Genomic DNA, 13,757 nt, shown 5'->3' with positions numbered 1-13,757 from the left:
TCCTTCGATGAAAACTTTCGTGAATCTGTGACAGCTGCGCAGCAAGTCCGAGGTGGCGTACAGTCGCACCGTGGATCCGGTCCAGCTCTTCCACGACGTGGCGGACAGCGTGCCCGCCTACCGCGCCTTCCTCGCCGCGCACGGCGCCGACCCCCGCGCCACGCCGTTCCACGACCTCCCGCTGACCACCAAGGACACCTACACGCGCCGCTACCCCCTGCCCGACCTGTGCAGGGGCGGCGTGATCGGCGACATGATCGCCGTCTCCTCCGGCTCGACCGGCGAACCGTCCTTCTGGCCCCGCTCCGCCGCCGACGAGCGGGTCATCGCCGACCGCTTCGAGGAGGTGTTCGATGCCTTCGAGACCCGCTCCCGCCGTACGCTCGCCGTCGTCTGCTTCGCCCTCGGCACCTGGGTGGGCGGCCTGTTCACGCTCAACTGCGTGCGCCACCTGGCCGAGCGCGGCCACCGCGTCACCGCGATCGCGCCCGGCAGCGACAAACGCGAGATCCTGCGGGTGATCCCGCCGCTGGCGCCGCATTTCGACCAGGTCGTCCTGCTCGGCTACCCGCCGTTCCTGAAGGACGTGATCGACGCCGGGTCCGGCTGGGCCGCGTACAACCTGAAGCTGGTCACGGCGGGCGAGGTCTTCAGCGAGGAGTGGCGCACGCTGGTGTGCGAGCGCGCCGGCATCGCCGACCCCGTCACATCCACCGCCAGCCTGTACGGCACCGCCGACGCGGGCGTCCTCGGCAACGAGACCCCGCTCTCCATCGAACTGCGCCGCTTCCTGTCAGGCCGTCCCGACCTGGCCAGGCGCCTGTTCGGGGAGTCCCGGCTGCCCACGCTGGTCCAGTACGACCCGGGCGTGCGCTACTTCGAGGAGCACGCGGGCACGCTGGTGTTCACCGGCGACAACGGCATCCCGCTGATCCGCTACCACATCGCCGACGAAGGCGGCATCATCCCGTACCCGGACATGCTCACCTTCGCCCGGTCCCACGGCCTCACCCCGTCGGCCCCCGGCCCCGAGCACCCGTTCGCGTACGTGTTCGGCCGCAGCCACTTCACCGTGTCGTACTACGGCGCCAACATCTACCCGGAGAACATCGCCATCGGCCTGGAGCAGCCGGAGATCGCCGGCTCGGTCACCGGAAAATTCGTCATGCAGGTGGAAGAGGACGACACCAGGAACCGCCACCTCACCATCACCATAGAACTCGCCCCCGGCACCAAACCCACCCCAAGCCTGTCCAGAATGGCCGCCACCTCAATCCGCACCCAGCTGAACCGCCTGAACAGCGAGTTCACCGCCTACGTCCCACAACCCCACCAAACCCCAACAATCCACCTACGCGAAACCGCCGACCCCACCTACTTCCCACCCGGCACCAAACACCGCTACACCCGCCCACCCCCGTAACTCCAGCCACCCGAGAACACGCACCCCCTCCCCACACCCTCGATCGCCGGATCAACCCCGCAAGGGGCAAGACCCGCGCAGGGCAAGGCGGCGCGGGCAAGGCGGCGCGGGCCATGCGGCGCGGCGCAGGCGGCGCGGGCGGCGCGGGCCATGCGGCGCGGGGCAAGGCAGTGCCGGGCAATGGCCTGTGCGGGCGACGCCCACCCGAGAGCGCGCCCCTCCCACGCTCTTGAGCGCCGGTACGGCGAGCACCGCCGCGCCCGGAACCCGGCGCAACGCGCACAGCGCCCAGCCACCCAGGGCACACCGGCAAGGGCCACGCCCGCCGGTGGCACGTGCGGGGGCGGTGGGCACGTGCCGGGGCGGTGGGCACGTGCGGGGGCGGTGGGCACGTGCCGGAGGCGAGAGGCTGGCCAGGGGTGGGGCAAGGGCGATCCGGGAGCGGGCCAGGGGTGGTGCGGGGCGCTGGGCGGGTCGGCCGGGGCGGAGGGCCGGTCGGGACGGGGGCCGGTGGGGCGGTGCCCGTGGGGGTGGGTCCGGGACGGGGGAAAGGTGCGGGGGTGGGCGCAGCGGTGCCCGCGGGGGTGGGACAGGCCGAGGGTGCGGGGGTGGGTGGGGGGAGGTGGGTTGGGCATGGCATGGCAACCGCCGGCGCCCCTCCGGCGTCTTCTGGTGAGCGGCGAACATGCCCCCTCCCGGTCAACGGGTTCACCGGGTTCCCGGTCGGCTCCCCAGCCGGACCCGGGCATCCCGAGGGCCGCGCGGGCACCTGGGGTGGGCCCGGGGGCCGGGTGTAACGGGCCGCCTGCTCGCGATGATGAACATCAGCGGATGATGTTTGGTCATCACTCGACTCCTTACCTTCACCTTGGTGAGTCGAAGGGACGGGAGGGACGCGGCATACCTGCTGCAACAGGTACGCCGTGATAAATCCCTCTCGTCCCCAAAGGGGCCTTTATAGGGCCCAAGAATGGCGAAATCGAGAAATCACCCCTAGGAACGTTCCCGGGGTGATTTCAGGTGGGGAAGCACAGCCCCGACGCGAGGTTTCTTCGCGTCCGCCGTGCTTGAAGCAAGAGAGTATCGGAGTTCCCGACGCTCCGCTTATCGGACACATCACCCCGCTAGCCAACAAATATCACGCCCGTCACTCGCCCCACGAAAGTAAGGAGTGATCTTCGCGGTTATGCGTTTCGCATAGCGTTCCCCAAGGGTTGATGACACAGTGTCAGCTTGACGGCCGCCCCACGCTTTGTGACACTGTGTCGTGAAACACCAGTCCAGTACGGGGTGAGCCGTGACGTCGTTCTCCGAGATCCTGAAGACCGCCACCTGGGCCGACCACGAGTCGGCCGAGGACGAGAGCTACCTCAAGGAGCTCATGGGCGGCCGCCTGAGCGCGGAGGAGTATGGCGAGATGATCGCCCAGCACTACTTCGCCTACCTGGCCCTCGACGGCGCGTCCAAGGCGCTGGCCGGAGACCCGGTCGCCGGCCGCTTCGTCTTCCCCGAGCTCTACCGCCAGGAAGCCCTGGAACGCGACCTCCACACCGTCTACGGCCCCGCCTGGCGCGACCGGATCGCCCCCTCCAAGGCCACCCGCACCCTCGTGGCCAGGATCAACCAGGTCGCCGACTGGCCCTGCGGCTACGTCGCCCACCACTACACGCGGTACATGGGCGACCTGTCCGGCGGCCAGTTCATCCGGATGGAGCTGCAGAAGATCTACGGCTACTCCAAGGGCGGCGGCGTCGACTTCTACATCTTCGACCAGGTGGGCAGCCTGCCCCGGTTCAAGAACGAGTACCGGACCCGCCTGGACGCGCTCAACCTCGACGATCGCGAGCAGCGGCGGGTGATCCGCGAGGTCAAACTGGCCTACCAGCTCAACACCGAGGTCCTGGCGGAACTCCTTCACACGGTCAAGGCAGCGGCTTAGGCGGCGCCGTACGCCTAACATGAGGTCATGCCCCGGATCAGCGCCGCGACCATAGGCGAGCACCGCGCCCAGACGCAGGACCGCATCCTGCAGGCGGTCTCGCGGCTGTCGCGCGTGCACGGGATCGACGCCATCTCGATGACCGACGTGGCCAGTGAGGCCGGCATCACCCGCACGGTGCTCTACAACTACTACCCGGACAAGGCCGCGCTGCTGCTGGCCTTCACCGAGCGGGTCACCCAGTACTTTCTCGACAGCTACGAGCGTGACCTGCCCGCGGACGCCTCCCCCGCCGACCGGCTGCGCGCGTTCATCCGCCTGCAGCTGGCCGGGCTGCTGGCCCACCCGCACCCCGGCGCCGCCGACCTGAGCGCCACCCTCGGCCCCGACGCCTACCAGCAGCTGGCCGAGCACGTGGCGCCGATGCAGCGGGTGCTCGTCGGGATTCTGGAGAGCGGGGCCTTCCAGGTCACCGACGTGGAGGCGACCGCGCGGATGATCCTCGCGGTGATCGGGGCCGAGCGGGTTCCCCTGATCAGCGGGACGCTGACGCCGGAAGAGGCGGAGAAGCTGGTCTCCGGTTTCGTCCTGCGCGCGCTGGGTCACGGCTGACGCGCAACCCGGGGGCGGCCGAGCGTTCTCAGAACCCGGTGACAGGATTGCCCCATGGACAACGGCCACATCACTCTTAAATCCGCACAGGGGCGGTGGATCCTCGCGGCGACCGTGCTGGGCTCGGGGCTTGCCATGCTCGACAGCACCGTGGTCAACGTCGCGCTGCCGGCCCTCGGCGAGGAGTTGAAGGCCGACATGGCCGGGCTGCAGTGGACGGTGAACGCCTACACCCTCACGCTGGCCGGTCTCATCCTGCTCGGCGGCTCACTCGGCGACCGCTATGGCAGGCGCAAGGTCTTCCTGATCGGAACCGTCTGGTTCGCGATCGCCTCCGCGTTGTGCGGGGCGGCGCAGAACATCGAGATGCTCATCGCCGCCCGCGCCCTGCAGGGCATCGGCGGCGCGCTGCTCACGCCGGGCTCCCTGGCGATCATCCAGGCCTCGTTCGTGCGCGGCGAACGTCCGCGCGCGGTGGGCGCCTGGTCCGGGCTCGGCGGCGTGGCCAGCGCGATCGGCCCGCTGCTGGGCGGCTGGCTGGTGCAGTCGGCCGGCTGGCGGTGGGCGTTCCTCATCAACCTGCCGTTCGCCGCGCTCGTGGTGTGGGTGACGATCAGGCACGTGCCCGAGACGCGCGACGAGCAGGCCACGGGCCGCTTCGACGTGCTCGGCGCGGTGCTCGCCGCGCTCGCGCTGGCCGGCATCACCTACGGCCTCATCGAGACGGGCACACCCGTCCCGCTCATCGCCGGGCTCCTGCTGGGCGCCGCGTTCGTCTGGGTGCAGGTACGGCGTTCGCCCGACGCGCTCGTGCCGGTCGGGATCTTCCGCGACCATGTGTTCACCGCGATCAACGTGGTCACGTTCATCGTCTACGCGGCCATGGGCGTCGTCTTCTTCCTGCTGGTCGTGCAGTTGCTGGTGGTGTCCGGGTTCGGCCCGATCGCGGCGGGCTCGGCCATGCTGCCGGTGACGATCCTCATGCTGCTGCTGTCAGCGCGGGCGGGCGAGCTGGCCAAGCGGGTCGGGCCGCGCTGGCCCATCACGATCGGCATCCTGGTGGCCGGGGCGGCGTTCCTGTGGATGGGCACGATCGGCGAGGGCTCCTCGTACTGGCTGCAGGTCATGCCGTCGGTCACGCTCTTCGGCCTGGGCCTGTCGGCGGTGGTCGCCCCGCTCACCGCCACCGTCCTGGCCAGCGCGCAGGAGCGCTACGCCGGTACGGCCAGCGGCGTCAACAACGCGGTGGCCAGGACCGGCAGCCTGTTCGCCGTGGCCGCCATCCCGCCGGTGGTGGGCCTGGTGGGCGACGCCTTCAAGAAGCCCGGGGTGTTCGACGCGGGCTTCGAGATGGCGATGCTGATCAGCGCGGGCATGATGCTGGTGGCCGCGCTGATCACGGTGGTCACGATCCGGCGGAACGTGCTCGCCCCCGACGAGGAGGACGAGAACGTTCAGTCCTGATCCGGCTGTTCGAGGTGCTCCAGGAGGTCGGCGGCGGCTTCCGCGAGGTCGGCCAGGTCGAGGGCGGTGAAGGCGGCGACCGCCGCGCGGGCGCGGATCGCCGCCTCCTCGTGGCGGTCGAGCGAGAGCAGCATCCTGGCCTCGTCGTAGTCGAGCGCCGCCAGCTCGAACGCCGCCTGCTCGCCGTCGAGCGTACGCAGGAAGTCCCTGACCGGCGCCACCGCCTCCAGCGCGGCCTTGGCCTGGTCGGCCCAGTACAGGGCGGACAGCTGCTTGCGCATCGCGGTGCCGGCCTCGTCGCGGGCGCCGGCGTCCACGTAGTTCTGGACGGCCTGGGAGAACGCGCCGGACGACTCCTCGTCCCGGTCGAGCTCGCCCAGCAGCATGCCGGCCGCCTCCCAGGCGCGGGCGGCGCGGATCGGCTCGGCGTAGAGCCCGGCCAGCTCGGTGAAGTCGGCCAGCGCCGCCTCCCGTTCGCCGAGCATGCGGCGGGCGTGCGCCCTGGTCCACTGGGCGTTGACGCGGTTGTCGTAGTCGCCGGGTTCCAGGAGGCCGAGCGCCTCCTCCGCGGCGATGGCGGCCTCGACCACCCGGTCCGTGGACAGGTACGCGGCGGCCAGGTCGACGCGGGCCAGCGCGGCGTTGGCGGTGCCGCCCAGCGCGGTGAACAGGGCCACCGCCTCGATCAGGTCCTCGGCCGCCTCCTCTGGCCGGTCGACCGCGACCAGCACCTCGCCGCGCACCGCGTGGGCGACGGCCCGCTGCTCCGGGTCCCTGCTCACCGCGGCGGCCTCGCCGTAGGCGGCCAGGAGCTCCTCCAGCGAGCCCGGCTCCTCCGGCAGCTCGTCCGGGGTGGTGTCCAGCTCGGTGTCCTGAGGGGTCGTGGCCAGGTGGCGCAGGAGTTCGCCGTGGATCAGGGCGGCGGTGGCCAGCTGGGCGAGGTCGCCTTCCGCGCGCAGGGCCACGCGGGCGGCGCGCAGGGTGCGGGCGGCCGTGACGGGCTCCTCCAGGCGGGCGCGCAGGAGCAGCAGTGAGCCGTCGCGCGTGCCGGCGAGCAGGTCGAGCGCCTCCTGGCGGCGTCCGGCCTCGGCGTGCTCCCCGGCCAGGCGAGCGAGCTCGGCCACGGCCTGGTCGGCGCCGGAAACCTTGATCGAGGGGAGGGTCTCCTCCGCGGGCGCCGTACCGGAAAGGGTGACGCGGCGCGCGTGGGGCACCAGGGGAAGGTGGTCGACCAGCGGCTCCGCCGTCAGCAAGGCCTCGATCCTGGAGCTCTGCTCCCGGGTGCCGTTGCGGGCGTCGAAGGCGGCGGCGAGCTCGCGCGCCCGCCCGGTCACCTCGGCCCGCAGCGCGACGACGGACGTCTCCGCGCCGCCCACGGCGACGGCGAGGTCGCCGTGGCCGAGCTCCTCCAGGCGGCGCAGCAGCAGCCCGGCCGCGCCCAGAAAGGTCATGAGCGTGTGCGGCGAGGCCCGCTCCTCCAGCCGCGGCAGCTCGCGCTGCAGGATCTCGAGTCCGCGGCTCTCGTTGCCCGTACGAGCCAGGAACTCCAGGTGGAGGTCGAGGTTGCTGGTGTAGTGGGGAAGGGCCTGGATCAGCCGGTACGCCTTGAGGTGGGCCTGGGCGGCTTCGGCGTGCCGGCCCGTCCTGACGTAGGGCAGCAGGAGGCAGCTGAGGATGCTCTGCGGCTGGTTCTCGCAGGTCAGGTGCCCGGCGACAACCGGGGCGGCGAGCGTGACCGCTTCCTCGTCGCGGCCGAGCGCGGCCAGGTGCATGATCTTGCCGTCGGGGTCGCAGCCCTCGCAGTCGGACATCTCGTCGCGCGGCGTGATGCTCCAGTGGTGGAAATGCTCCTCGGCGGCGGCCCGGTCGCCGACGTGCCCGGCGACCATGCAGCGCTGGGCGTGCACGGCGTGCAGGCCGGCGCCCGCCTCGCGGTAGCGGCGCTCCATCTCGGCCAGCGCGTCGTGCGCGCGGCCCAGCGGGACCTGCGGGAAGTCGCGCATGGAGTCGACGATCCACTTGTACTGCCACAGCAGCGTGTGCGTCTGCCAGTCGTCGAACAGTTCGGGGTCGGCGTCGAAGTCGGCCACGCAGCGGGAGAAGGTGGCGAACGACTTGGCCGGTTCCGAGCCGAACTGGTAGGCCTCGGTGAGCTCCATCCGCACCGCGAGGATCTGTTCGCGGTCGCCGCCCGACTCGGCGTGGCGCAGCGCCTGCTCCAGGAGCAGGGTCCTGGCCTCGCCGTAGGGCAGGTCGGAGGCTTCGTCGATGAGGTCGTCGATGTCGATCACGAAGTGGCCCAATCAAGGAGTCCGAGGAAGGAGCGGTTGAGTGCGGCGCTGTCGGCCGGGCGCAGCGGGTGGTGGCCGTGCAGGAGCGCCATGCCGTAGAGGGCTTCGACGGCGGTTCCGGCGAGGTTCATGTCGCTGAGCGACAGCACCTTGCGCACGAGCGGGTTGCGGTGGTTGAGCACGAGACGGGGCCGGTCGGCGGCCAGGGAGCGCTCCATCGCGCCGAGCACGTCGGCCCACAGCTCGTCACTGGCTTCCTTGGCCTCGCGCAGTTGGGCGTGGTGCTCGGCGGCACGGCTGGTCAGGTACAGGGCCGACAGCGAGGCGGGGTCGAAGTCGCGCAGCACGACCTCGCAGCCCAGCGGGTCGAGGGCGCGGGCGGCGGCGTTGAGGAAGGGGCGGGCGGCCAGCTCGGCGGCCGGGTCGACCGGGGCGAGGTGGGTGGCCAGCTCGGCGGGGTCGAGGGGTTCGAGGCGGGCCTCGGGGTCGATGCGGGGCAGGCCCCGCAGGATGTCGCCGTCGTAGACGTAGCCGCCGTTGAGCAGGCCGATGCCCTGGGCGCCGGAGACACCGGCGAGCTGGCGGAACTCATCGACGCTCGCGGTGTAGCGTCCGCGCGGGTGCAGGGCGCGGAACTGGGCGAGGGTCATGGGTCCTGAGCTGGTCTCGTACTCGAGCCAGCGGTCGACCAGGCGGAGCATGTCGTCGTCGTGCAGGGCCAGGGCCTTGACGCCGAGGTGGTGCAGGCGCAGGAAGGCGCGCAGGCCGTCCGGGTCGGTCTCGGCCAGCCGTACCAGCCAGGCGCGTAGCTGGGCGCCGAGCTGCTCGCGTACGTGCTCCAGCAGGTCGTCCTCGTAGAGCGCCTCGCGGGAGGCGGTGGGGCGCAGCTCACCGGCGTCGACGACGCAGCGGGCGAAGAACGCCCACCCGGGCAGCAGCCCTTCGGCGTGCTCGGTGAGGAGCATGCGCTTGAGGTAGACGCGGTGGGCGCCCTTGACGGCGGGGTTGGCCTGGCTGGGCAGGATGAACGCGGCGCCGCTCAGCCCGGCTTCGGGGACGTTCAGGTCGAGCACGTCGAACGGGGTGAAGCCGAACAGCTCGCGCCCGTAGGCGAGGAGGGCGGCGCGCCGGTCTTCCGGGCCGTCGTGGCGGGCCTGCCAGGGCGGGCCGCCGACGGTGGTGGGCCGGCCGTTGACGGTGACGTCGATCGGCAGCAGCGAGCCGTAGAGCCCGGCCAGTTCGGTGACGGTGCGCTCGGTGACCCAGTCGGCGGCGTCGGCGCGTACGGCCAGGGTGACGGTGGTGCCCGGCTCGGCGCGTTCGGCGCGGGCGGCTTCGACGCTGTAGCGGCCGTCGGAGCGGCCGGTCCACACGACCGTGGGCGCGCCGGTGACGGACCTGGTCTCGACGCGGATCTCGTCGGCGACGAGGAAGCCGGACAGCAGCCCGATGCCGAACTGGCCGAGGAACTCGTGGCGGGCGAAGCCGAGCTCGTCGCGCTTGGAGGAGCGGCCGATCGTGGCCAGCAGGAGGTGAACCTCGTCCTCGGTGAGCCCGACGCCGCTGTCGCTGACCTCGATCCGGCCGTCGCCGACCTCGATCGTCACCGCCGCGGGGGCGTCGGGGTCGCCGGTACGGCGGGCCGTGATCGCGTCGGCGGCGTTCTGCAGCAGCTCGCGCACGTAGACACGCGGGCTGGAATACAGGTGCCGGCTCAGGAGATCGACGACACCGCGCAGGTCAACTTGAAAGGCGTTCTCCACGCCGAGTCACCCTAGTTCCCCCGGGTGACATAAGCCGAATTGTTAGCCTGTGAAGCGCTGCGTCCGGACACTGTTGTCGAAGTTGGACAGCAGAAGCTCGGGCTCGCCCACCGTCCTGATCTCCGGCAGCCGGGTGAACAGCTCGCGGAACATCGAGCGCATCTCCTGCCTGGCCAGGTTGGCGCCGAGGCAGAAGTGCGGCCCCGGTCCGCCGAAGCCCACGTGCGGCTTGGTGTCGCGGGTGATGTCGAAGGCGTCCGGGTCGGGGAAGACGCTCTCGTCGCGGTTGGCGGAGCCGTAGAAGAGCACCACCTTGTCGCCCTTCTTCAGGTGCAGGCCGCGCAGCTCGTAGTCCTGCGTCACCGTGCGGCGGAACTGGATGATCGGCGAGACGTGCCGGACCATCTCCTCGATCGCGCCGCCGATGCGGGCGTCGAAGTCGCCGAGCAGCAGCTCACGCTGGGCGGGGTGGTCGGTGAGGAGCTTGATGCCGTGGGCCATCGTGTTGCGTGCGGTCTCGTTGCCGGCGACCAGCAGCAGCGCGAAGAACGAACCGAGCTCCTTGTCGGTCAGCCGCTCGCCGTCGGGGTTGGCGTTGACCAGCAGCGAGACCAGGTCGCCCGTGGGCTCGCGCTGGCGCTCGTGGCCGAGCTTGATGACCAGGCGCTGCAGGGCGAGCAGGGCGAGCATGTTCTGCCCGGCCAGCGCGACGCTGCGCAGCAGGCTCGGGCGCACGCCGGTGTAGGCGGTGGAGACGTCGACGTGCTCGTGGACCTTGGCCCGGTATCGCTGGGGGATGCCCATCATGTCGCAGATGACGTGGATGGGCAGGCGGGCCGCCACCTGCCCGACGAAGTCGCCGGGGCCCTGGGCCACGACGTCGTCGACGATGCGCGTACAGGCGGCGTCGATGTCGTTCTGGAGGTTGCCCAGCATGCGGGGGCTGAAGGAGCGGGTGACGATACGGCGCAGCCGGGCGTGCCGGGGATCGTCCAGGTTGACCATGGACTCGCCGAACACGTGCTTGACCCAGCCCGGCGGCTCCGGGTTCGTGACCGCGGGCTCGCTGGAGAACACCTTGGCGTTGCGGCTGGCCTCCACGACGTCGGCGTGGCGGACCAGGGCGTAGAAACCCGCGCCGGAGCGTAAGAAGGGGATCTTCTTCTCCGGGAAGAACACCGGCCGGTCGAGCTGGCGGAGCCGGGCGAAGGCTTCGTGCCGTTCTTTCAGGGGTCTGCGCCAGAAATCCAGATCCGCGAGGTCGATGCTCACCCGCCTATCGTGGCACGTTCCCGCCGTGTTCATGCCGGGTTCGGCCGGTGCGGACATCACTGGAGACATGAACGCTTTGCTGGCCGCCTGCCTGGTCGTGCCCCTGCTCTCCCCCGCCTCCGCGGGCGCCTCCGCCGGGTGCGGCGGGCGGCTCGCCGACTTCGACGACGACGGCCGCGCCGACCTCGCGGTGGCGGCGCCGTACACCGGCTCCAGGGCCGGATCCGTGAACGTCCTCTACGGCTCCGGCCGCAAGGCGACGCTGCGCCAGGACGGCGCCGAGACCGGCGACTCCTTCGGCTCGGCGCTGGCCGTGGGCGACTTCGACGGCGACCGCTGCGCCGACCTCGCGGTCGGGGTGTCGGAGGAGTTCACCGGTACGGCCCGGCCGGGCGCCGACGGCGACGGGGTCGTGCAGGTGTTCCGCGGCGGCCCGCGCGGCCTGGTCGCCTGGCGGCGGCTCGCCCTGGGCAAGCCGCGTGGCGACAGGTACGGCGCCGCGCTGGCCGCCGGTGACCTCGACGGCGACGGGGACGACGAGCTGGCCGTCGGCGCCCCCGGCCTCGGGGCGGGCGGCGGCGTGGTCGTGCACTTCCTCAAGAAGCGCAAGCCCTACCAGATCACCCAGCAGACCCGCTGGGTCGGCCAGCAGGGGCGCGTCACCGACCAGTGGGGCGCGGCGCTGACCACCGGCGACTTCGACGGCGACGGCCGCGCCGAGCTCGTCGTGGGCGCGCCCGCCGACAGCGTGACCACGGACGGGCAGGGCTCGGCCACGGTCCTCGACCCGGTACGCCGGCACGCGGCCCAGATCACCCAGGACAGCCGCGGCATCAAGGGTTCCTCGGAGAAGTGGGACGCGTTCGGCGCCTCGCTGACCACCGGCGACTTCAACGCCGACGGCCGCGCGGACCTCGCGATCGGCGCGCCCGGCGAGGGCCTGAGCGCCAACCAGCGCGCCATGGACTACGGCGACGGCATGGTCCACGTGATCTACGGCTCGCGCTCGGGGCTGCGGACCACGCACAGCGAGGCGTGGACGCAGCGGGTCCTGAACGGCGAGCCCCGCTACTACGACCGCTTCGGCGCCTCGCTGGCCGCGGGCGACTTCAACGGCGACGGCGACGCGGAACTGGCCATCGGCGTGCCCGGCGAGCGCGCGGTGCAGGTGCTGGCCGGAACCCGATCCGGCGGCCTCACCCGCCACGGCGACCTGCTCATCAAGGGCAAGGGCCGCGACTTCGGCGCCTCGATGACCGCCCTGGCCGCGACCCCGCGCTACCGGCTGCTCGGCCGGTCCCGCCCGGTCTACGGCCTGGTGGTGGCGGCCCCCGGCGACGGCGTCCTGACGCTGCTGCCCGGCGCCCGCCGCCCGGGGGCCCACCCGGGCCTGCGGGCGAACAAGGCCACCAAACTGAGCACCGGCTCCGGCCTGTACGGCTACGCCTTCAGCTGACCCGGCCCCCGGTCAGGGCGCGGAGGTCGGGACCGTGACGCGGTGCGTGGTCCTGGCCGGGGCGCCCCTGCGGGAGATGTACTCCAGCGTGCGGAACTCCGCCGACAGCTCCGTGGAGGTCAGGCGGGCCATGATGTAGCCGCGCCGCTGGTCGATGTAGGAGATGTGCGGGTTCTCCGCCAGCCCCTCCTCGATCCACACCTTGTCCCGGTAGCCGTCGCCGTCGCTGGCGATCGAGGAGGCGACCAGCTCCGGGGCGATGACCGGGCTGTCGGGGTCGTCGAAGTTCAGCTTCAGCGAGGCGGCGTGGTGCATGTGGGCGTCGCCGGTCAGGACGACCGGGTTGGACGTGGTGGACATCAGTTCCAGCAGGCGGGCGCGCTCGGCGGCGTAGCCGTCCCAGGCGTCGAGGTTGACCTCGCGGCCGGGGCCGCGCTTGTAGTCGCGCTGCATCATGAGGATCTGCTGGCCGAGCAGGTTCCACTGGGTCGTGGAGGCGCGCAGGCCGTCCGACAGCCAGCGCCACTGGTCGCCGCCCAGCAGCGTGCGCCGCTCGGACAGGCGCTCGTCGCAACCGGCCCGCACGCCGTCCAGGCAGGCCTGGTCGTCGCGGAACTGGCGGGTGTCGAGCAGGTGGAAGCGGGCCAGCGTGCCCCAGGAGACGCGGCGGTTGACCCGCAGGACGGCGCCCTGCAGGCTGGCGCGGCGCAACGGCATGTTCTCGTAGTAGGCGCGGAACGCGTTGGCGCGCCGGTGGGCGAAGGCGGGGGCGCCGGTGCTGGAGACGGGGCCCGCCCAGTTGTTCTCCAGCTCGTGGTCGTCGAAGGAGACCAGCCAGGGCGCGACGGCGTGGGCGCGCTGCAGGTCGGCGTCGCTCTTGTACTGGGCGTGCCGCAGCCGGTAGTCGGCCAGCGTGGCGCACTTGCCCGGCGTGTGCGTGCGCACCCGGCCGGCGAGGGCCGTGTAGCCCGATGGGCCGTACTCGTAGAGGTAGTCGCCCAGGAAGAGCACCAGGTCGGGCTCCTGCTCGGCCAGGCGGCGGTAGGCGGTGTAGAAGCCGTGCTCGTAGTGGGCGCAGGCGGCCACGGCGAAGGCCAGCGGCTGGGTGGCGCCGGACGGGGCCGTCCTGGTGCGGCCGGTGGGCGAGAGGCGGCCTTCGGCGCGGAAGCGGTAGAAGTACTCCCTGCCCGGCTCCAGGCCGTCCAGCTCCACGTGGACGCTGTGGGCGTCCTTCCAGCGGGCGCCGGCCGTACCGGATCGGAGGATTTTGCCGAAACGCTCGTCGGCGGACAGTTGCCAGTCCACCTCGACGTCGCGGGAGGGCATGGCGCCGCGCCCGTTGGCGCCGAGCGGGTCGAGCGCGAGGCGGGTCCAGAGCACGAAGCCGTCGGCCGAGGGGTCTCCCGAGGCGACCCCGAGCGTGAAGGGGTCGCGGGCGAGGGTCCGGGAGGGGGACGTGGCGGGGGCGGGGAGCACGAAGGTGGCGGCTGCCGCTGCGAGGAAGGATCTGCGGTCCACGATTCCAGATATGTCCGGC

9 protein-coding genes are annotated in these 13,757 nt (G+C 71.8%); 5 read left to right on the top strand and 4 right to left on the bottom strand.

Going from position 1 to position 13,757, the window contains the following annotated elements; translation table 11 throughout:
- The first annotated feature begins 70 nt into the window (after positions 1 to 70).
- From ACFWYW_RS40190 to ACFWYW_RS40175, 4 genes are all read left to right on the top strand, one after another.
- Entirely contained in the window at positions 71 to 1,423 is a 1,353-nt protein-coding gene (locus ACFWYW_RS40190; RefSeq protein ID WP_379619695.1) for a phenylacetate--CoA ligase family protein, read from the top strand.
- Positions 1,424 to 2,720: 1,297 nt separating this feature from the next.
- The gene (locus ACFWYW_RS40185; protein WP_379619697.1) at positions 2,721 to 3,362 is read left to right on the top strand and encodes a heme oxygenase (biliverdin-producing); all 642 of its coding nucleotides are present in this window, start codon (positions 2,721 to 2,723) and stop codon (positions 3,360 to 3,362) included.
- Positions 3,363 to 3,389: 27 nt separating this feature from the next.
- Positions 3,390 to 3,974, top strand: coding sequence for a TetR/AcrR family transcriptional regulator (locus ACFWYW_RS40180; RefSeq protein WP_379619699.1), 585 nt, complete (start codon positions 3,390 to 3,392; stop codon positions 3,972 to 3,974).
- 54 nt (positions 3,975 to 4,028) lie between these two features.
- Positions 4,029 to 5,438 carry an MFS transporter gene (locus tag ACFWYW_RS40175; RefSeq protein ID WP_379641233.1) on the top strand — a complete coding sequence of 470 codons (1,410 nt, stop codon included), beginning with the start codon at positions 4,029 to 4,031 and terminating at the stop codon, positions 5,436 to 5,438.
- Here ACFWYW_RS40175 and ACFWYW_RS40170 read toward each other — a convergent pair.
- From ACFWYW_RS40170 to ACFWYW_RS40160, 3 genes are read right to left on the bottom strand one after another with little or no spacing between them, the layout of a single operon-like run.
- Positions 5,429 to 7,729 carry a hypothetical protein gene (locus tag ACFWYW_RS40170; RefSeq protein WP_379619703.1) on the bottom strand — a complete coding sequence of 767 codons (2,301 nt, stop codon included), beginning with the start codon at positions 7,727 to 7,729 and terminating at the stop codon, positions 5,429 to 5,431. The two genes, ACFWYW_RS40175 and ACFWYW_RS40170, sit on opposite strands and share 10 nt — an antisense overlap.
- Complete coding sequence (locus ACFWYW_RS40165; protein ID WP_379619705.1) at positions 7,726 to 9,492, bottom strand: HSP90 family protein; 1,767 nt, start codon at positions 9,490 to 9,492, stop codon at positions 7,726 to 7,728. The genes ACFWYW_RS40170 and ACFWYW_RS40165 overlap by 4 nt, the downstream gene beginning before the upstream one ends.
- 42 nt (positions 9,493 to 9,534) lie before the next feature.
- On the bottom strand, positions 9,535 to 10,764 hold the full coding sequence (locus tag ACFWYW_RS40160; protein WP_379619707.1) for a cytochrome P450: 1,230 nt from the start codon (positions 10,762 to 10,764) through the stop codon (positions 9,535 to 9,537).
- 67 nt (positions 10,765 to 10,831) lie between these two features.
- Here ACFWYW_RS40160 and ACFWYW_RS40155 point away from each other — a divergent pair, with 67 nt between their 5' ends.
- The gene (locus ACFWYW_RS40155; RefSeq protein ID WP_379641232.1) at positions 10,832 to 12,220 is read left to right on the top strand and encodes an FG-GAP and VCBS repeat-containing protein; all 1,389 of its coding nucleotides are present in this window, start codon (positions 10,832 to 10,834) and stop codon (positions 12,218 to 12,220) included.
- 12 nt (positions 12,221 to 12,232) lie between these two features.
- Here ACFWYW_RS40155 and ACFWYW_RS40150 read toward each other — a convergent pair whose 3' ends face one another.
- The gene (locus ACFWYW_RS40150) at positions 12,233 to 13,738 is read right to left on the bottom strand and encodes an alkaline phosphatase D family protein (RefSeq protein ID WP_379619713.1); all 1,506 of its coding nucleotides are present in this window, start codon (positions 13,736 to 13,738) and stop codon (positions 12,233 to 12,235) included.
- Positions 13,739 to 13,757: the final 19 nt, after the last annotated feature.

This window comes from Nonomuraea sp. NPDC059023 (genome assembly GCF_042740095.1).
Classification (GTDB): domain Bacteria; phylum Actinomycetota; class Actinomycetes; order Streptosporangiales; family Streptosporangiaceae; genus Nonomuraea.
This window is presented reverse-complemented; position numbering and strand designations above follow the sequence as displayed.

Excerpts from the sequence above, each read along its gene's own strand:
- ACFWYW_RS40155 (WP_379641232.1), top strand. The coding sequence starts at position 10,832 with ATGAACGCTTTGCTGGCCGCCTGCCTGGTCGTGCCCCTGCTCTCCCCC.
- ACFWYW_RS40175 (WP_379641233.1), top strand. The coding sequence starts at position 4,029 with ATGGACAACGGCCACATCACTCTTAAATCCGCACAGGGGCGGTGGATC.
- ACFWYW_RS40180 (WP_379619699.1), top strand. The coding sequence starts at position 3,390 with ATGCCCCGGATCAGCGCCGCGACCATAGGCGAGCACCGCGCCCAGACG.